The 17,213-nt window shown below is 65.7% G+C and carries 20 protein-coding genes; 8 read left to right on the top strand and 12 right to left on the bottom strand.

Translation table 11 applies throughout. The features are described 5' to 3' along the window. Positions 1–256: HAD-IB family phosphatase (locus tag ACESMO_RS08645; protein WP_372707755.1), on the top strand; the 256-nt coding region annotated here is incomplete at its 5' end. 183 nt (positions 257–439) lie between these two features. Here ACESMO_RS08645 and ACESMO_RS08640 read toward each other — a convergent pair. Further along, positions 440–1,081: an ATP-dependent Clp protease proteolytic subunit gene (locus ACESMO_RS08640; protein ID WP_372707754.1), complete on the bottom strand. Its 642-nt coding sequence runs from the start codon at positions 1,079–1,081 to the stop codon at positions 440–442. Positions 1,082–1,237: 156 nt separating this feature from the next. Next, on the bottom strand, positions 1,238–2,581 hold the full coding sequence (tig, locus tag ACESMO_RS08635; protein ID WP_372707753.1) for a trigger factor: 1,344 nt from the start codon (positions 2,579–2,581) through the stop codon (positions 1,238–1,240). Positions 2,582–2,760: 179 nt separating this feature from the next. On the opposite strand from tig, the gene ACESMO_RS08630 reads away from it, so the two are divergent. Then, complete coding sequence (locus ACESMO_RS08630) at positions 2,761–3,462, top strand: MBL fold metallo-hydrolase (RefSeq protein ID WP_372707752.1); 702 nt, start codon at positions 2,761–2,763, stop codon at positions 3,460–3,462. A 1-nt stretch (position 3,463) separates the two neighbouring features. Here the strand turns inward: ACESMO_RS08630 and ACESMO_RS08625 are convergent, their stop codons facing one another. Continuing rightward, entirely contained in the window at positions 3,464–3,754 is a 291-nt protein-coding gene (locus tag ACESMO_RS08625; RefSeq protein ID WP_372707751.1) for a hypothetical protein, read from the bottom strand. A gap of 136 nt (positions 3,755–3,890) precedes the next feature. Between ACESMO_RS08625 and ACESMO_RS08620 the strand changes: the two genes are divergently transcribed. Further along, positions 3,891–4,055 (top strand): hypothetical protein, encoded by a 165-nt coding sequence (locus tag ACESMO_RS08620; RefSeq protein ID WP_372707750.1) that lies wholly within the window; start codon positions 3,891–3,893, stop codon positions 4,053–4,055. A gap of 122 nt (positions 4,056–4,177) precedes the next feature. Continuing rightward, entirely contained in the window at positions 4,178–4,402 is a 225-nt protein-coding gene (locus tag ACESMO_RS08615; RefSeq protein ID WP_372707749.1) for a general stress protein, read from the top strand. Between the two features lie 57 nt (positions 4,403–4,459). Here ACESMO_RS08615 and egtB read toward each other — a convergent pair whose 3' ends face one another. From egtB to ACESMO_RS08595, 4 genes are all read right to left on the bottom strand, one after another. Beyond that, positions 4,460–6,619, bottom strand: coding sequence for an ergothioneine biosynthesis protein EgtB (gene egtB, locus ACESMO_RS08610; RefSeq protein ID WP_372707748.1), 2,160 nt, complete (start codon positions 6,617–6,619; stop codon positions 4,460–4,462). Between the two features lie 97 nt (positions 6,620–6,716). Next, the gene (locus tag ACESMO_RS08605) at positions 6,717–7,730 is read right to left on the bottom strand and encodes a low specificity L-threonine aldolase (protein WP_372707747.1); all 1,014 of its coding nucleotides are present in this window, start codon (positions 7,728–7,730) and stop codon (positions 6,717–6,719) included. Between the two features lie 3 nt (positions 7,731–7,733). Next, positions 7,734–8,030 carry a hypothetical protein gene (locus ACESMO_RS08600; protein WP_372707746.1) on the bottom strand — a complete coding sequence of 99 codons (297 nt, stop codon included), beginning with the start codon at positions 8,028–8,030 and terminating at the stop codon, positions 7,734–7,736. 37 nt (positions 8,031–8,067) lie between these two features. After that, complete coding sequence (locus ACESMO_RS08595) at positions 8,068–8,250, bottom strand: hypothetical protein (RefSeq protein ID WP_372707745.1); 183 nt, start codon at positions 8,248–8,250, stop codon at positions 8,068–8,070. A 98-nt stretch (positions 8,251–8,348) separates the two neighbouring features. Here ACESMO_RS08595 and ACESMO_RS08590 point away from each other — a divergent pair, with 98 nt between their 5' ends. Further along, on the top strand, positions 8,349–8,966 hold the full coding sequence (locus ACESMO_RS08590) for a hypothetical protein (RefSeq protein ID WP_372707744.1): 618 nt from the start codon (positions 8,349–8,351) through the stop codon (positions 8,964–8,966). Here the strand turns inward: ACESMO_RS08590 and ACESMO_RS08585 are convergent. The 4 genes from ACESMO_RS08585 to ACESMO_RS08570 all read right to left on the bottom strand — a co-directional run bounded on the left by ACESMO_RS08585 (position 8,948) and on the right by ACESMO_RS08570 (position 12,985). Then, a complete protein-coding gene (locus ACESMO_RS08585; protein ID WP_372707743.1) occupies positions 8,948–10,645 on the bottom strand; it encodes a cisplatin damage response ATP-dependent DNA ligase in 1,698 nt (565 codons plus the stop codon). The genes ACESMO_RS08590 and ACESMO_RS08585 overlap by 19 nt on opposite strands. Before the next feature lie 118 nt (positions 10,646–10,763). Continuing rightward, complete coding sequence (locus ACESMO_RS08580) at positions 10,764–11,141, bottom strand: response regulator (protein ID WP_372707756.1); 378 nt, start codon at positions 11,139–11,141, stop codon at positions 10,764–10,766. A gap of 35 nt (positions 11,142–11,176) precedes the next feature. Next, on the bottom strand, positions 11,177–12,580 hold the full coding sequence (locus ACESMO_RS08575) for an ATP-binding protein (RefSeq protein WP_372707742.1): 1,404 nt from the start codon (positions 12,578–12,580) through the stop codon (positions 11,177–11,179). A 93-nt stretch (positions 12,581–12,673) separates the two neighbouring features. Next, on the bottom strand, positions 12,674–12,985 hold the full coding sequence (locus ACESMO_RS08570) for a BolA family protein (protein ID WP_372707741.1): 312 nt from the start codon (positions 12,983–12,985) through the stop codon (positions 12,674–12,676). A gap of 45 nt (positions 12,986–13,030) precedes the next feature. On the opposite strand from ACESMO_RS08570, the gene ACESMO_RS08565 reads away from it, so the two are divergent. The 3 genes from ACESMO_RS08565 (at position 13,031) to ACESMO_RS08555 (ending at position 15,258) form a co-directional block, all read left to right on the top strand. Further along, positions 13,031–13,702 (top strand): J domain-containing protein, encoded by a 672-nt coding sequence (locus tag ACESMO_RS08565; protein ID WP_372707740.1) that lies wholly within the window; start codon positions 13,031–13,033, stop codon positions 13,700–13,702. A 109-nt stretch (positions 13,703–13,811) separates the two neighbouring features. Further along, a complete protein-coding gene (gene cobS / locus ACESMO_RS08560; RefSeq protein ID WP_372707739.1) occupies positions 13,812–14,828 on the top strand; it encodes a cobaltochelatase subunit CobS in 1,017 nt (338 codons plus the stop codon). A gap of 124 nt (positions 14,829–14,952) precedes the next feature. Continuing rightward, positions 14,953–15,258 carry a CsbD family protein gene (locus ACESMO_RS08555; protein WP_372707738.1) on the top strand — a complete coding sequence of 102 codons (306 nt, stop codon included), beginning with the start codon at positions 14,953–14,955 and terminating at the stop codon, positions 15,256–15,258. Between the two features lie 190 nt (positions 15,259–15,448). Here ACESMO_RS08555 and ACESMO_RS08550 read toward each other — a convergent pair. Next, a partial coding sequence (locus tag ACESMO_RS08550) for an AAA family ATPase (protein ID WP_372707737.1) occupies positions 15,449–17,213 on the bottom strand: 1,765 nt, incomplete at its 5' end.

Here is a 17,213-nt window from a genome sequence, read left to right as displayed (position 1 = left end):
CACGGTGGCACCGTTCGCGCGACGTCTGAACGCGGACGCCCTTTTCGGGACGAAACTGGTCTTCGACGAACAGGATCGCGTGACCGGGGGCTTCGCCGGCCCGAACTGCCGGGGCGAGGAAAAGGTGCGGCGGCTGCGGGCGGTCTATGGCGAGGATGTCAGGCTGGTCGCGGCCTACGGTGACACATCCGGGGATGCCGAGATGTTCCAGATCGCCGACGACGCGGGGTTCAGGCGTTTCAGAGGACGGCCTTGATCGTCAAAACCAGCTTGGATCAGCGCGCCGCCGATTTGCTCGATCAGGCTTGGGAAGGGTTTCCTCAATCAGCGACCGTTCAAGTCGGGACCCGACCTGCGCTGTTGGCGCGCGCCCGGCGATACGGATGCCGGAGGCCGTCAATCTCGGATCGGTCGGGTGAGAGTCTCTCCCGCCCGGTCGTCAGACCGTCTTCACCCCGTCGCTCTCGGCCTGTTCGCGCTTGTCGTAGACGTGGTCGACGATGCCCCAGGTCCTGGATTCCTCGGCGCTCATGAAGTGGTCGCGGTCGAGCGTCTGCTCGACCTCTTCATAGGTCCGGCCGGTGTGGTGGACGTAGATTTCGTTCAGGCGACGCTTGGTGTAGCGGATGTCTTCGGCATGACGCTCGACGTCGGAGGCCTGGCCGCGGAAGCCGCCCGAGGGCTGGTGCAGCATGATGCGGGCGTTCGGCAGGGCCACGCGCTGGTCCGCCGCACCGGCCGCCAGAATCAGCGAGCCGGCCGAGGCGGCCATGCCCATGCACACCGTCGAAACCGGCGAGCGGATGTATTGCATGGTGTCGTAGATCGCCAGCGCCGACGAAACCTGTCCGCCCGGGCTGTTGATATACATGGAGATTTCCTTCTTCGGATTCTCCGATTCCAGGAACAGCAGTTGGGCGCAGATCAGCGACGCCATGCCGTCGTCGAACGGCCCCGTCAGGAAGATGATCCGCTCGCGCAGCATGCGCGAGAAGATGTCGAAGGCCCGCTCGCCCCGGCTGGACTGCTCCACCACCATGGGGACGAGGTTCATGTTCATCATTTCGATCGGATCGCGCATTCGTGCCTTCTCGGGATGCATCTGGGCGCGACTCAAAGGGCGCGACCTGTTGAACTGGATATCGCGTTGCAGAAGCGTTGACGCAAGGCGGCTCCTGAAAAGCAAATCCCCGCCCCGGAGACCGGGACGGCCAACATGCCTATCGCAGTGCGACGATCAGATGTCGTCGTCTTCCTTGAGCAGCTCTTCCTTGGTGATCGGTTTGTCGGTCACCTTGGCGAAGTCGAAGATCAGGTCGCAGACCTTTTCCTCGTAGATCGGGGCCCGCATCTGGGCGGCGGCATTGGGGTTCTGGCGATAGAAGTCCAGCACCTCACGCTCCTGGCCCGGATAGTTGCGAGCCTCGTTCATGATGGCGTTGTTCAATTCCTGATCGGTGATCTGGACATTGTTGGCGCGGCCGATCTCGGCGAGCACCAGACCCAGACGCACGCGGCGCTCGGCGATCTTGCGATAATCTTCCTTGAGCTTCTTCTCGGACTTCCTGGCGTCCTCGGGCGGCAGGTTGCCGGCTTCCTTGTCCGCCTGGACCTGGCCCCAGATGCCCTCGAATTCGGCATCGACCATCTTGGGCGGCAGGGGGAAGTCGTGGGCCTTGTCCAGATCGTCCAGCAGGGCGCGCTTCAGCTTGAAGCGAGCCGCGCCCTTGTACTGCTGGTTCAGATTGTCGCGCAACAGTTCCTTGAGCTTGTCGAGGGAGTCCAGACCGATGCGCTTGGCGAAGTCCTCGTCCACCTTGGCGGGAGCCTCGGCCTTGATGGCCTTGACCTTGACGTCGAAGGTCACGGCCTTGCCGGCAAGATTCCTGGCCTGATAATCCTCGGGGAAGGTCACGTTGAGAACGGTCTCGTCGCCGACCTTGGCCCCCTTGAGCTGCTCTTCGAAGCCGGGGATGAAACGGTTGGAGCCGATCACCAGCTGGGTATCCTCGGCCGCGCCGCCCTCGAAGGGCTCGCCGTCCAGCTTGCCCAGGAAGTCGATGGTGACCTCGTCGCCATCGGCGGCCTTGGGGGCCTTGCCCTTCTTGTCTTCGTACGACTTGGCCTGGCCGGCCAGTTCGTTGAGGGCCTCGTCAAGGTCGGCGTCAGTCGCTTCATAGACCGGGCGTTTCAGCTTCAACGTCTTGGGGTCGATCGGGGTGAAGTCGGGCATGACTTCCAGAGCCATTTCATAGGCCAGGTCTTCCTGACCGGCGATGACCTTGTCCATGTCCGAGGTCAGTTTCATCTCGGCCGGGGCGGCCGGGCGCACCTTGGCGTCGTCGAGGGCCTTCTGGCTGGAAGTGTTCAGCGCGTCGTTGACGATTTCACCCATCAGGTCGCGGCCGAAGGTCTTCTTGACGTGCGACATCGGCACCTTGCCGGGACGAAAGCCCTTCAGCTTCATCTGCGGCGCGACTTCCTTCAGCTTGGCGTCCAGCTTCTGATTCAGCTCGGAGGCTGGAATGGTCACCGCGATCACGCGGCTGAGACCTTCACTGGACTTTTCGACGACTTGCATGGCCGGGATTCTGACGCTCTGTGGCGGCGCCTTTCAGGCAGGCGCTGCGCGGTGTGGGTGAAGCAACAAGGGCCGCCCTTTGGAGGCGGCACCTTGGAAGCCCGCCTTATGTCGATCAGCGCCCCAAAGGTCAACGCGAGACGGTTTCGGCGAACGCGATCGGTCGCTATCTAGCAAGGATGGATCAGTCCCCTCCCCCCATCGGCGTCGCCGTCTTCCCGGTCACCCCGCTGCAACAAAACTGCACCCTGGTCTGGTGCCGCAACACGATGAAGGCCGCGATCATCGATCCGGGCGGCTCCGTCGACGCGCTTCTCGCCGCGGTGACGAAACAGGACCTGACCCTTGACGCCATCTGGATCACCCACGGCCACCTTGATCACGCGGGCGGCGCGGCCGAGATGCAGGAAAAGACCGGGCTGGACATCGTCGGGCCCCACCCGGCCGATCAGTTCTGGATAGACGGCATCCCTCAACAGGGTCAGGCCTATGGTCTGCCCGAGGCCAGAAGCTTCACCCCGACGCGCTGGCTGGACGACGGCGATACGGTAACGCTGGGCGAGACGACGTGGGAAGTCTTTCATTGCCCGGGACACACCCCCGGTCACGTGATCTTCTTCAACCGCCAGGCTCGCTTCGCCCAGGTCGGCGACGTCCTGTTCCAGGGTTCAATCGGCCGCACCGACTTCCCGATGAGCGATCACGCCGCCCTTCTGAACGCCATCACGACCAAGCTCTGGCCGCTGGGCGATGACGTGGCCTTCGTGCCGGGACACGGACCGGGTTCGACCTTCGGGGCCGAGCGTCGAACCAATCCCTTCGTCTCGGACGCAGCGATGGGTCTTGTACCGATCGCGCGGCCCGCCTCCGGTCCGTCGTAATCTAGCGCGCGGCCAGAAGACCGATCAGCACGCCGACGCCCAGCGCGACCAGCGTCGCCTTCACCGGCTCTTGCTCGACGGCGCCGCGAAGCCGCTGGACCCGCGTCTGGCTCCAGTCACGGGCGGCGACGGCGTCCCGGCGCACGGCTTGACGCAGCGGGGGCGCGTCGAAGTTCCGGTTCTCGCCTTCGGCCAGGATGGCGTCGGCCTGCCGGTCGAGATCAGCAGCGGTCGTGTCGACGGCGTCGTCGATGTCTTCAGTGACGGTGGTCGAGGTATAGGGATCGGTCATGACGATGCTCCGGTTGGGGTAGGTTCGGCTTTTCAACAGTCCCGGACCCACGCGGTTCCGCGCCGGATCACTTCACCCTCAATCGTGATTGAACACGGCGACCGTCGGCACGTTTCCTCTGCACAAGGAGCTCGCCATGACCCACACCGACCCCGACATTCCCGCGCCGTCCGAGCCAGACGTGACTCCGCCCGACACGCCCGGGCCAGATATCGACCCCTCGGGTGTGCCCGACGAAATCCCGCAATTCGAGCAAGGTCGGGAGGGTGGCGACTATCCGCCACCACAAGCCGTCCTTTGACGGTCGCTCGCTGCCAAGTCCTGTGATTCGCTCGCATTTACGTGAAAGCGCGACCGGAACCGCAGGACCGACAGGGGGTTCACTGATCAACCCTAGTGCAACGCCAGGAAAGGACTTTTACCATGCCTCAAGGCCAGACAAACCGAGCCTCAGGTGTTTCGAAAAGGGGCTTTGCCTCCATGGACCCGGAACGCCAGCGCGAGATCGCGCGCAAGGGTGGGGCCAGTGTGCCGAGCGAAAAGCGCAGCTTCTCGCAGGATCGCAGCTTGGCCGCGCAGGCGGGCCGCAAGGGTGGCGAGGCTTCGCACGGTTCGCGCGCCAAGGGGCCGGTTCCCCCGTCTGAATAGGCCTTCGGTGGCATCCGGATGAAGGACGGTGCCGGTGACGGCGCCGTCCTTGTCGTGTCAGGCCTCCAACAGGGCCAGCGCCACCGAGGGTTCCGGGCCCGTCTCGAAGGCCGAGACCTTCCACCCTCCGGACTCGGCGAGTGACCGCAGGCTGTCCTCGGTGAATTTGCGTGAGTTCTCGGTGTGGATCGCCTCGCCCGCGCGGAAGTCGATGATCCGGTCATCGATTTCGACCACCATATCGCTCGTCGCTTCAAGGTGCATTTCCATGCGCGACGCACCTGCATTCCAGACAGCCCTGTGAACGAAGGCGTCCACGTCGAAGGTCGCTCCCAATTCCCGATTGGCGCGCGCCAGAAGGTTGCGGTTGAAAGCCGCCGTCACGCCCTGGGCGTCGTCATAGGCGGCGATCAGAATGTCTTGCGGCTTGACCAGATCGGCGCCGAGCACGAACAGCGCCCCATCGCCGAGAAGGCCGCGTGCGGCCTTGAGGAAGGCTACCGCCTCGTCGGGGTCGAGATTACCAATGGTGGAGCCGGGGAAGAAGCCAACGCGGCGACCCTGGCCGATGCCGGACGGCAAGGCACCGAGGTGGAGGAAGTCCCCGACCAGCGGCGAGACCCTCAAGCGGGGATAGGTGTCCGCGATCCGGCGTGCGGCGGCGTCCAGCGCATCGGCGCTGATATCGATGGGAACGTAGGCGACCATATCCGGTGAGGCATCCAAGACGATGCGGGTCTTCTCGCTGGCCCCCGAGCCGAACTCGACCAGAACCGCGCCGTCGCCGAAACGCGTCGCCCACGACGGCGCGACCCGGCGCAGCAGAGACGCCTCCTGCCGGGTCGGATAGTATTCCGGCAGGCGCGTGATCTCCTCGAACAAGCGCGAGCCTTCGGCGTCGTAGAGCCATTTCGGCGACAGGGCTTTCGGGGTCCTGGTCAGCCCGGCGATCAGGTCGCGGCGAAAACGCGCCGTCTCCCCGTCCCGACCGGCGCGCGAGGGCGGAGGCGCTGAATCTTCGGCCAGTCTCAGTCCCATGAAGGCCCACCTTTGCTGCGGATAGAAGAAGTTGCGGTAGCTGACCCGTTCATGCCCCGCCGGTGTCGCGAAGGACGATCCCCGCAGCACCATCTGATTGGCCATGAACTTGCCGTTGTACTCCGACGCCGTGCCTTCGGTCGGCCGGAACCCGCGATATGGGGCGTAGGCGCTGGAGGTCCACTGCCAGACCTCGCCGAACGCGTTGGAGAAGGCCTCGGGGCGACATCGCGCCGCATGCTCCCATTCCGCCTCGGTCGGCAGCCGCTTGCCGGCCCAACGGGCATAGGCGTCGGCCTCATAGAAGCTGACGTGCCGTACGGGAGCGGCCGGGTCGACGCACAGACGGCCCGCGAGCGTCATCAACGACCACACCTCGCCATCCTCGCGCCAGTACAGGGGGGCGCGCCAGCCCTCGGCCTTCACCGTGGTCCAGCCGTCGGCCAGCCACAGCTCCGGCCGGGCGTAGCCGCCGTCGCGGATGAAGGCCAACCAGTCGCCGTTGGTCACCAGATCGGACGCCAGGGCATAGGGCTCCAGCCAGACCCTGTGCGACGGTCCTTCATTGTCGAAGGCGAAGCTCGAAGCCGAATGGCCGATCTCGACCAAGCCGCCGTCGAAACGGACGCTGCCTCCCCGAGGCAGATCCGGCAGCGAGGGACGCGGCTCATCGGCATAGGCGGTCGGGTCCAGCGGCGAGCGCGACATCAGGTTCAGGATGTCCATCAAGAACAGTTCCTGATGCTGCTGCTCATGATGCAGCCCGAGCACGAACAGATAGCGACTGCGGGCGTTGAGCGGCCCTTGCGCCAGCCAGTGCTCCACACGCCGGTCGATCTCTCGCCGATACGCCAGGACCTCGGTCAAATCCGGCCGGGTCATGAGACCACGCTCGTGGCGGTCCACGCGGTGGCCCAGTGCCTCGTAATAGCTGTTGAACAGGATCTGGAAGCGGGGATCGACCGGCTCATAGCCTGTCTGTTCCGACAGCAGCATGGCCTCGAAGAACCAGCTCGTGTGCGCCAGATGCCATTTGCCCGGACTGCAGTCCGGCATGGACTGGGCGGACAGGTCCTCGGGGCTCAGGGGCTCCGCCAGCCCGGGCATGGCGGCGCGGACGGACTCATAGGCGGCGAAATCTTCCGCCGTCCGGCCGGTGACAGGCGACAACGCGTTCATGATTGTCTCCGCACCCGAATACCCCGCCGCAAGGGGGAAATAGTCATGATTTGTTCTGTTTAAGGCTGGCATGGTCTCGGTTCAATGAACGAAGCGCTCAAAGCGTTGCGATGGCCTGCGAAAGTTCATCCACGGCCGCTTCCTCCGTCGCCCAGGAGCAGACGAACCGCACCGAGCCGTCGTCGAAGCGGTAACAGGCCCAGCCCATGGCGTTCAGTCGTTCCTGCGCCTCGGGGGGGATGCGAACGAAGACTGCGTTGGCCTCGACCGGATGCGCCAGGCTGAAGGACGAGCGCGTGGCGATGCCCGCCGCCAGCCGCTGGGCCATCAGATTGGCGTGGGCCGCGCCGTCCTCCCACGCATTGGTTTCCAGCAGCCCGAGGAAGGGCGCGGCGAGGAAGCGCGCCTTGGAGGCCGTCTGTCCGGCCTGTTTCAGACGGTTGTCGATCCGGCGGGCGAGGCTCTTGTCGAACATGACGATGGCTTCTGTGCAGTTGGCCCCGGCCTTGGCTCCGCCGAACACCAGCACGTCCACGCCCAGGCGCGCGATCTGGGTCAGATCGAATCCTCCCGCCGCGGCATTGGCCAGCCGCGCCCCGTCCAGGTGCACGCCGCAGCCCTTCAGCTTCGCCGGCTCGATCAGGTGGCGCAGCTCTTCCTCGGTGTAGACCGTGCCGTATTCGGTCGATTGGGTCAGGCTGAGCGCCGCAGGCGGCTGGCGATGACCTACCTCGGGTTCTTCCAGGGCGGCGTTCAGCGCAGCAGGATCGATCTTGCCCGAAAAGCCCGGCAGACCGATCAGGCCGACCCCTTGGCCGAAGAAACCCGGGGCACCGGTCTCATCCGTGCAGATGTGGGCGGCATGGTGGGCCAGCACCGCCTCATGCGGCCAGGCCAGCATAGACAGGGCGATGGCGTTGGCGGCCGTGCCCGAGAAGACGAACCTGATCTCGGCGTCGGCGTCCAGACGACGGCGAATATGGTCGGCCGCCCGCGCGGTTACGTCGTCGGCACCATAGGACGGGGCATAGCCTGCGTTGGCCTGGACCAGCGCCTTAAGCGCGGCGGGAGCCATGCCCGACGTATTGTCCGATCCGAAGTCGTAACGCACGTCTCAGCCCTCGCTGCCGCTGTCCTGATGCGCCGCGCCCGGCGAAGGATCGCTTGAGCGGCCGCGACGGGCCTTGGGCGGCGGCGTCGCCTCGACTTCGTCTCCTTCGCCATAAGCCACGGCGACCTGATGCGGGAAGGGAATTTCGATGCCGGCGGCGTCCAGCGCCTCCTTGGCGTCCCGGAGAACGTCGGCACGGAGAACGTCGGCCCGGAGAACGTCGGCCCTCGCCTGCCAGTCATCGTCCGACCCGGTCAAGCCATGCAGGGTCATCTCCACCGAACTGTCCAGCAGCGCCATCACCCCGGCCCTGGGCTCGCGATCCGACAGGACCTTCTCACGCGCCCGCCGCCCAGCGCGCGGCGAAGACGGTGACGATCAGGATGATCAGGGCGACGGACAGGTTGATCGCGAAATCGCCGGCCATGGCGGTGATCCTGGCGATCATGGCGGTATCGACCACTGCGGCCTTCTGGCCGGCGGCGACCGCTTCGTTCAGGGGAGCGACGATGGAAGACATAAGCCGGGTCTGCCGCCTGTCGCCCGGTTTCAACCCCGGACGCGGCAATATTGCCTGGGTCTCCGACATGAGCGATGGCTGGAACGGAGGGGTCGGCCATGCTGAAATCTAATCTCAAAGTTGGAATCGACGTGCCTTGGGTGACCAGCTGGACCGAAGAGCCGGTCGTGGGCGTTCGCCCCTGCCCCACGGTGAATGGCCAGCCAGCCCTGGTGCAGGTTCAGAACGCCGGCTACGGCAAGCCGCAGTACTCGCGAAACCACCTCGGCCGGCAGCGCCAGACGGTGCTGCACATGCTGTGCCCGATGTGCGGCGAGCCGACGCCGCCTGATGACCGATGGACGCAGGTCGCGCGGCTCACGCCCGCAGGGGTGTTGAGACGCGGCGGCAGGGCCGCGGGGCTTACGCGCGAGATCGAGGACCGCCGCGTGGTGCTCGACGCCGGGTCCATCGCGCCGCTGCATCGCGCCTGCGTGGAGCAGTCGCTGAAACACTGCCCGCACTTGAAGATCGACCCCAATGTCAACGTCATGCCTTTCCCCGCGCGTTGGGCCGTGCTGCCGTTGCTGATCGAAGCGTCTCCCGTGATCGAGGCAGGCGTGGTCGTCGGCGCGATCGCCGTGATCACATTCCTGCAGCTGATTGGAGTGACAGAGACTATTGATCGCGACTGGCGCTTCAAAAAACCCCTGGCGGTTCAGGCCGTGCGAGGCTGAGCCACCCTGCCCCCTCCGCCCTCCATGGCGTCCAACAGGTCGATCACATCCCCAATCGTATTAGCCTCACGAGCGGGCTTGTCCCAGCGGATGCGGCTGACGCGGGGAAACCGCATGGCGACCCCGGATTTGTGCCGCGTCGAACGCTGCAGGCCCTCGAAGGCGATCTCCAGCACCAGGCCAAAGTCCCGCTCGGCGCGCACCGACCGCACGGGTCCAAAGCGGTCGACGGTGTGGTCGCGCACGAATTTGTCGAGTTGCTTCAGCTCCTCGTCGGTGAAGCCGAAATAGGATTTGCCGACCGGCGTCAGCGCGCCCTCGGGAGTCCAGACTCCGAACGTGTAGTCGGAATAGAAGCTGGACCGCTTTCCGTGACCGCGCTGGGCATACATCAGGACGGCGTCGATGACGTGCGGATCGCGCTTCCACTTGAACCATGGCCCCTTTGGCCGACCGGCGACGTAGACGCTGTCCCAGCGCTTCAGCATCAGGCCTTCCGCCGCCGCGCCGACGGGTGGATCGGCGCGCAGCAGGGCCAGCGCGTCCCAATCGGCATAGGGCACCAGCGGCGACAGGCGCAGCCTTTCTCCATCGTGGGTCGCGACCAGCGTCTCCAGCCGCGCGCGGCGTTCGCGCAGCGTCAGGCCGCGCAAGTCCTCGCCCGCCTCAGCCAGAACGTCATAGGCCACGATGGCGGCCGGAAAGGCGGCCATGACCTTGGCGTCCACGGTCTTGCGGTTCAGCCGCTGCTGCAAGTCGCCGAACGGCGCAACCACGCCGTCGCGCCAGACGACCAGTTCCCCGTCCAGCGCGCCCTCGAACGTCAAGGCCTGCATGAGGTCCGGGAAGGCGCCGGAGATCTCATCGCCGGTGCGGGAGTACAATTTTTCCACGCCGCTTTCCCGGACCGCCTGCACGCGGATTCCATCCCACTTCCATTCCGCAGCGTGGTCGGCCGGAGCCAGCCTGGCGAAATCCACGGCCTCGTCCAGGGCCACGGCCAGCATCACCGGGCGGAACCGGCCGGGGGCGTTCGCATCGGGCTGGTCCGCCCGGCCTTCCAGCCACGCGAACAGGTCCGCATAGGGCGGCGACAGGGCGTGCCAGACTTCCTCGATGTCGGACACCTCCACCGGACGCAGCGCCACCACGGCCTCGCCACCGTCAGGGTCGGGGGGGTCGCTGAAAACGGGCGGTCGCATCATCGCCGCGGCCGTCTTGGCCAGACGCGCCGAAAGACCCACGCGCAGACCGCCGGTCATCAGTTTCAACAAGGCCCAACGCGCCTTGGGCTCCAGCGCGTCCAGCCAGCCTTCCAGAAGCCCCCTCACCTCGCCGCGTCCGGCGGCGCGCAGCGCCTCCACCACTTCGCCGAGGCCGGGCTCACGGTTGGGGCGATGGTTCGGATCGCGCGGCCAGATCAGCGCGACCGTCTCGGCCAGATCGCCGACATAGTCATAGGACCAGCCGAACAACACCGAGTCGACGCGAGCCTCGACCGCCTTGCGGATCATGGCGGGCTTGGCCGCGTCGAAGGTCAGGTCGCCCGTCAGGGCCGCCAGCGCCCAGCCTCGGTCAGGGTCCGGCGTCGCCAGCAAATAATCCCGCAGCAGCACCAGCTTCGCGTTGCGCGACGCCGTCAGAGACAGTCTGTCCAGAAGTTCGGCGAAGGCGCGCATCCGACCTCATCTAGTGGAAGTGATGCCTGAACGCGAAAACACTCCGAAGGTCACCCTTCGGGACGTCTCTGACTGGCCGACCGACGTCCTGGCGACAGGCCTGCGGTGACAGAGCGGATCAGGCCGCTGCTGCGGCCTCGACCGGATCGACCCTGTCGCGGACGGCCGCGCGACCGCCGCCGACGCGGTTCATGACCGCAGCCAGGGCAACGAAGTCGATCGGCTTGTTGAGATAGGCGTCCGCGCCCGCTTGCAGGCCCGCCACGTGGTCCTCGCTGCGCGCCGAGGCCGACAGGACGACGATAGGGGTGTCCCGATTCGTGCCGGGAACGGCGCGGATGGCGCGCGTGGCGGTCAGGCCGTCCATCACGGGCATGTTGACGTCCATGACGATGAGATCGAACCGCTGGGTCGTCGCCACGTCCACCGCGATCTGGCCGTTCTCGGCGGTGAAGCAGGTATGCCCGGCGGAGCCCATCCAGGCTTCGAGAATCATGCGGTTCACGGGGTGATCCTCGACCACCAGGACTTTCAGGGACGACCGCCGTCGATCTCGGCCACGATGGGCTGGGCCGCCTCCTGGCGCGTCCATTCCACCACCGGGGCGACGACGCTGAAGGTGAAGGTGGAGCCCTTGCCGACCTCGGACCGGACCGAGATGTCGCCGCCCATGATGTTGGCCATGCGCCGCGAGATGGTCAGCCCCAGGCCGGTGCCGCCGAAACGCCGGGTCGAGGACGCATCCACCTGGGTGAAGGGCTGGAACAGTCGGGCCAGGTCTTCCGGCGAGATGCCCGCCCCCGAATCGGTGATCGCGAAATCGAAACGCACGGTGTCGTCGTCGACGCGCTCGCTGTGGACGGCGTAGGTCACCTCGCCCTTGTCGGTGAACTTCACGGCGTTGGACAGGAGGTTGTGGATCACCTGACAGACGCGCAGCGGATCGCCGCTCACCACGGCCGGAGTCTCGCCCTCGAACCGGGTGATGAAGGTCAGGCCCTTGGCCTCGGCCTGGGCCTGGAACGGCCCGGTGATGCGCTTGTGAAGTTCGTCGAGCGAGACGTCGACGACCTCGAAGGTCATCTTTCCGGCCTCGATCTTGGTCATGTCGAGGATGTCGTTCAGCAGGCTCAGAAGGTTGTCGCCCGAGTTGCGGATGATAGACAGATATTCGCGCTGGGTCGCTTCCAGCCGGGTCGCGCCCAGCAGTTGCGCTGCGCCGAGCACGCCGTTCATGGGCGTGCGCAGCTCATGCGAGATGACGCCCAGGAAGGTGGACTTGGCCTCGCTGGCGGCGTTGGCCTTGTCGCGCGCGGCCTCCAGCTCCTGGATCAGATGGGCCTGATGCTCCTGGAAGGCACGGATGCGTTCCTCGCGCAGCATGGTCATGGTCACGAGCACGAACATGCCCGCGGCCGTAAAGGGCACAACGGCGATGAAGGGCAAGAACAGCGCTGTCCCCCACAGCGAGCCGGCGATCACCGCCGCGGCCACGCCATAGGGAGACGAGATGACGAAAGCCTGTTTGGGCGAGCTGCGCAGTTGCGCGAACACCAACAAATAGCCGGAAATCAACAAGGCCATGCCGAGCGGATGGCTGAAGGGGTGACCCGAGAACCACGCCAGCACGGGCGCGACGGCCCAGGCGGCGGTGGTGGCGGTGGCGACGGCGGGGAAGACCAGACCCCAGCCCGAGCCGACGCGCTTGCTGATGCGACGCTCAACCTCGCCGCGCAGGGCACCGGCGGCGACCGTCATGCAGAACCAGACGACGGCGACGACCGGACTCACAACGGCCAGCAGGCCGAGGGCCCAGCTGGCGATGATCATATAGCGGAGATACCGGGTCTGAAGGATCGCGCGCAGGGCCTGTGCGGCCTCGCCCGGCTCCTGTTCCCCAGCGGTCGCGTTTCCAATCCCGTCGGATTCCACCATGCGAACGCCCCCAAATCCCGCAGGAACGCTATGAGGAAGTCTCTAAGACGAGGTGAACAGTGACGTCCGCATGGCGAACGCCGTTCTGCGTCCTTATCCAGGCCCGCCGCCCGCGACCTCGACCGGCGTCAGCGCCCGGATCGACAAGGCGTGCACCGGTCCGGCCAGTTCGTCGCGCAACAGGCCGTTGACGATGCGCTGACGTTCAACCCGGCCACGGCCCTCGAAGGCGGCCGAGACGACCGTCAGATTGAAATGACTCTCGCCACCGGGCCGGCCATCCATGCCCCCCTCGTGATGGTGTCCGGCGTGCCGCGCGCTGTCGTCCTCGATCTCAAGACGCTCCGGAAAGAGGCCCGCCGTCAGTTTTTCGCGAATAATCGCCGCGATCGGGCCCTGCGTCATGGTTGCGTCCTTGTTGGTGACCAATTCAGCCCTACAGTTGGTTCGATGTCATCTGCCTTTCAATACACGCCGCGCTTCAAGGATATGCGGATCAAGCCGCCCCGCCCCGAAGAGGAGGCGGCGGCAGCCGACGTCCTGCACCTGAAGCCCGGCGAAAAGTCTTGCCACTGGCCGGACTGCCGACAGGCGGCCACGGCCAAGGCGCCCAAGTCGCGCGAGCGGCTGAACGACTTCTATGATTTCTGCCAGCGCCATGCGGGCGAGTACAACAAGGGCTGGAATTTCTATGCCGGCATGAGCGACGGCGAAGTCCGCGCGGCCAAGGAAAACGAGGCCATGACCGGTGGCCGCCCGACCTGGGAAATGAAGGCGGGCAAGAACAGCCGCGAAGCCGCCGCCTTCGCGGCCAGGATGGGCAAGGCCAATACCAAGGGCACCGGCGGCATGCACGACAGCTTCGGCTTGTTCGGCCGTCGCATGAAGGAACAGGTCGGTCCCGCGGGAGAGGACAACCTGCGCCTCGGCAAGCTCGAGCGCGCGGCGCTGACCGACCTCGATCTGGACGCCCGCACCGACAAGGCGGGCATCAAGGCCCGCTATCACGAGATGCTGAAACGCTTCCACCCCGACCTGAACCAGGGCGATCGCGGCGCCGAGGCCAAGTTGCAGAGTGTCATCAAAGCCTACAAGACGCTGAAGAAGGCGGGGCTGGCATAATCCGGGTGCCCGCCTTCGGGGCTCCCCAAGCATACACGGCACCCTTTCAAGACCACCGTCGAAACGCGCGGGGTTTAAGTGTCATCCGCCCTGCGCTAATCGCACATCCATGACCTCCCTCGCCGACTCTGCTCCCGGGGCCTCCTCCGATCCCCTGCTGACCCTCGAACCCCATCGCCACGCCACGGTGCGCGAGATCTTCGACGTCGATTCCGACATGACCGTGCCGGTCTTCACCGCGCGCGACAGCCATGTGCCCGAGATCGACGAGGCCTATCGCTTCGACCCGCAGACGACGCTCGCCATCTGCGCCGGCTTCGCCCACGACCGCCGCGTCATGGTCCAGGGCTATCACGGCACCGGCAAGTCGACGCATATCGAACAGGTCGCCGCGCGGCTGAACTGGCCGATGGTGCGGGTAAACCTCGACAGCCACGTCAGCCGCATCGACCTGGTCGGCAAGGACGCCATCGTCCTCAAGGACGGCAAACAGATCACCGAATTCCGCGAGGGCATGCTGCCCTGGGCCATCCAGCGCCCGATCGCCCTGTGTTTCGACGAATATGACGCAGGCCGCCCCGATGTGATGTTCGTGATCCAGCGCGTGCTGGAGGCGCAAGGCCGCCTGACCCTGCTGGACCAGAACCGGGTCATCCGGCCAAACCCGTTCTTCCGCCTGTTCGCGACCACCAACACCATCGGCCTGGGCGACACCTCGGGCCTGTATCACGGCACCCAGCAGATCAATCAGGGTCAGATGGACCGCTGGAACATCGTCACCACGCTCAACTACCTCGACCACGACGTCGAGGCCGAGATCGTCACCGCCAAGGCTCCCGAGTGGAACACCGCCGAGGGCAAGCGCGCCATCGCCGCCATGGTCCGCGTCGCCGACATGACGAGGAACGCCTTCATGAACGGCGACATCTCGACCGTCATGAGCCCCCGAACCGTCATCACCTGGGCCCAGAACGCGACGATCTTCGCGGGGGATGTGGGGTTGGCGTTCCGGCTGACGTTCCTGAACAAATGCGACGAGCTGGAGCGGCCGACGATCGCGGAGTTCTACCAGCGGGCGTTCGGGGAGGATTTGCCGGAGGCGGCGACGCGGGTGAAGGTGGGGTGAGCGGCATTCCCTTCTCCCCTCGCGGGAGAAGGGTGCTTTGGACACCTTGCCGCAGGAACTCCCGCTCCCGATATGCACTATCTGAGGAGGCCTCCCCGCGCCTTTCCAAGCCAAGGATTTCCCCATGACCGACCCACGCATCGACGGTGCCGCCGACACCCTGACCGGCAACACCCAGTCCGGCCTCGGCCGTATGACGGGCGACGCCAAGCTGCAATTCGACGGCAAGTTCAACGAAGTGAAGGGCCAGGCGCGCGACGCCTATGGCCGGGTCATCGACGGGCTCGACGGTCTGGTCGCCAAGGCCCCGGCCCAGTATCAGGACAATGCCCGTCGGGGTCTGGACTTCGCCCGCCGCAAGCCGCTGCTGACCACCGGCATCGTCGCCGGTCTGGCCGTGCTGATCAGCGGCATGGGTCGCCGCCGCTAGAGCGAAATCGGTCTTGATGGACGCAGTGCATCAAGGCTCAGATTTCTCTCCAGCATGATTCTGGACCATTTTTTGGATTCAGGTCGATTCGACCTGAAGCAAAAGTGGTCTAGGGTCTTCCACCTTGTCGACAAAGTAAAAGGCCCGGGCAGCGATGCCCGGGCCTTCTGCGTTTCAGCGGGTCGCGGGTCTAGTCGACCACCTGGTCCGCCGCCCGCGAGGCCTTGACCTGGGCGGGGCTGGACGGCGCGACCTCGAAGTCGATCTTGCCGTCCTTCAGCGCCACCTTGACATGGCCGCCGCGCGTCAGCCGTCCGAACAGGATGTCGTCGGCCAGCGGCTTCTTGATATGCTCCTGGATGGTCCGGGCCAGCGGGCGCGCGCCATACAGTTCGTCGAAGCCGTTCTTGGCCAGCCAGTCGGCGGCCTCGTCGGTCAGTTCGATGGTGATGTTGCGGTCCGCCAGCTGGACTTCCAGCTGCAGGATGAATTTGGTCACCACCGACTTGATCGTGTCGGCGTCCAGCGCCTTGAAGGCGACGATGGCGTCCAGACGGTTGCGGAACTCGGGCGCGAACAGGCGCTGGATGGCCTTGTCGTCCTCGCCCTCGACCTTACCCCGGCCGAAGCCGATCGAGGCGCGGGCGTTGTCGGCGGCCCCGGCATTGGTGGTCATGATCAGGATGGTGTTCCTGAAATCGACCTTCTTGCCGACCGCGTCGGTCAGCATGCCGTTGTCCATCACCTGCAGCAGGATGTTGTAGACGTCGGGGTGGGCCTTCTCGATCTCGTCCAGCAGGACCACGGCGTGGGGATGCTGGTCGACGGCGTCGGTGAGCAGGCCCCCCTGGTCATGGCCGACATAGCCCGGAGGCGCGCCGATCAACCGGCTGACGGTGTGCCGCTCCATGTATTCGCTCATGTCAAAGCGCAGCATCTCGATGCCGAGCGTCGACGCCAGTTGCTTGGCCACCTCGGTCTTGCCGACCCCGGTCGGGCCGCTGAACAGGAAGGCACCGATGGGCTTGGACGAATCGCGCAGCCCCGCGCGGGCCAGTTTCATGGCCGCCGAGACCTGTTCGATGGCCGACGACTGGCCGAAGACGACCCGGTTCAGATCGGCTTCCAGCGCGCGCAGCCCCTCGGTGTCGGATTTGGAGACCGATTTGGCCGGAATGCGGGCCATGCGGGCGATGACGACCTCGACCTCCTTCTGGCCGATGACCTTCTTGCGCTTGGACTCGGGCAGCAACATCTGGCTGGCGCCCGCTTCGTCGATGACGTCGATCGCCTTGTCCGGCAGTTTGCGGTCGGTCATGTAGCGGGCCGACAGCTCGACCGCCGTGCGCAGGGCCGCGTCGGTGTAGCGCAGTTTGTGGTGGCCTTCGTACGAGGTCTTGAGACCTTTCAGGATCTTGATCGTGTCCTCGACCGTCGGCTCATTGACGTCGATCTTCTGGAAGCGACGGGCCAGGGCCCGGTCCTTCTCGAAATGCTGGCGGTATTCCTTGTAGGTGGTCGAGCCCATGCAGCGCAGGCTGCCCGAGGCCAGCGCCGGCTTGAGCAGGTTGGAGGCGTCCATGGCCCCGCCCGAAGTCGCGCCGGCGCCGATCACCGTATGAATTTCGTCGATGAAGAGGATGGCGTTGTCGTGCGTCTCCAGCTCCTTGACGACCTGTTTCAGCCGCTCCTCGAAGTCGCCGCGATAGCGGGTACCGGCCAGCAGCGCCCCCATGTCGAGGCTGTAGATTGTGGCGCCTTCCAGCACCTCCGGGACTTCGTGGTTGACGATCTTGCGGGCCAGGCCCTCGGCGATGGCGGTCTTGCCGACGCCGGGGTCGCCGACCAGCAGCGGGTTGTTCTTGGTCCGGCGGCACAGGATCTGGATGGCCCGCTCGACCTCGGCGTGACGGCCGATCAGGGGGTCGATCTTGCCCTTGCGCGACTTCTCGTTG

It is taken from the genome of Brevundimonas sp. (assembly GCF_041688735.1).
Taxonomy (GTDB): domain Bacteria; phylum Pseudomonadota; class Alphaproteobacteria; order Caulobacterales; family Caulobacteraceae; genus Brevundimonas.
This window is presented reverse-complemented; position numbering and strand designations above follow the sequence as displayed.

Bases quoted from the DNA above. Each gene is read 5' to 3' on its own strand.
- ACESMO_RS08640 (WP_372707754.1), bottom strand. From the start codon at position 1,081: ATGCGCGATCCGATCGAAATGATGAACATGAACCTCGTCCCCATGGTG.
- tig (WP_372707753.1), bottom strand. From the start codon at position 2,581: ATGCAAGTCGTCGAAAAGTCCAGTGAAGGTCTCAGCCGCGTGATCGCG.
- ACESMO_RS08630 (WP_372707752.1), top strand. From the start codon at position 2,761: ATGGATCAGTCCCCTCCCCCCATCGGCGTCGCCGTCTTCCCGGTCACC.
- ACESMO_RS08625 (WP_372707751.1), bottom strand. From the start codon at position 3,754: ATGACCGATCCCTATACCTCGACCACCGTCACTGAAGACATCGACGAC.
- ACESMO_RS08620 (WP_372707750.1), top strand. From the start codon at position 3,891: ATGACCCACACCGACCCCGACATTCCCGCGCCGTCCGAGCCAGACGTG.
- ACESMO_RS08615 (WP_372707749.1), top strand. From the start codon at position 4,178: ATGCCTCAAGGCCAGACAAACCGAGCCTCAGGTGTTTCGAAAAGGGGC.
- egtB (WP_372707748.1), bottom strand. From the start codon at position 6,619: ATGAACGCGTTGTCGCCTGTCACCGGCCGGACGGCGGAAGATTTCGCC.
- ACESMO_RS08600 (WP_372707746.1), bottom strand. From the start codon at position 8,030: ATGGCGCTGCTGGACAGTTCGGTGGAGATGACCCTGCATGGCTTGACC.
- ACESMO_RS08595 (WP_372707745.1), bottom strand. From the start codon at position 8,250: ATGTCTTCCATCGTCGCTCCCCTGAACGAAGCGGTCGCCGCCGGCCAG.
- ACESMO_RS08590 (WP_372707744.1), top strand. From the start codon at position 8,349: ATGCTGAAATCTAATCTCAAAGTTGGAATCGACGTGCCTTGGGTGACC.
- ACESMO_RS08585 (WP_372707743.1), bottom strand. From the start codon at position 10,645: ATGCGCGCCTTCGCCGAACTTCTGGACAGACTGTCTCTGACGGCGTCG.
- ACESMO_RS08580 (WP_372707756.1), bottom strand. From the start codon at position 11,141: ATGATTCTCGAAGCCTGGATGGGCTCCGCCGGGCATACCTGCTTCACC.
- ACESMO_RS08575 (WP_372707742.1), bottom strand. From the start codon at position 12,580: ATGGTGGAATCCGACGGGATTGGAAACGCGACCGCTGGGGAACAGGAG.
- ACESMO_RS08570 (WP_372707741.1), bottom strand. From the start codon at position 12,985: ATGACGCAGGGCCCGATCGCGGCGATTATTCGCGAAAAACTGACGGCG.
- ACESMO_RS08565 (WP_372707740.1), top strand. From the start codon at position 13,031: ATGTCATCTGCCTTTCAATACACGCCGCGCTTCAAGGATATGCGGATC.
- cobS (WP_372707739.1), top strand. From the start codon at position 13,812: ATGACCTCCCTCGCCGACTCTGCTCCCGGGGCCTCCTCCGATCCCCTG.
- ACESMO_RS08555 (WP_372707738.1), top strand. From the start codon at position 14,953: ATGACCGACCCACGCATCGACGGTGCCGCCGACACCCTGACCGGCAAC.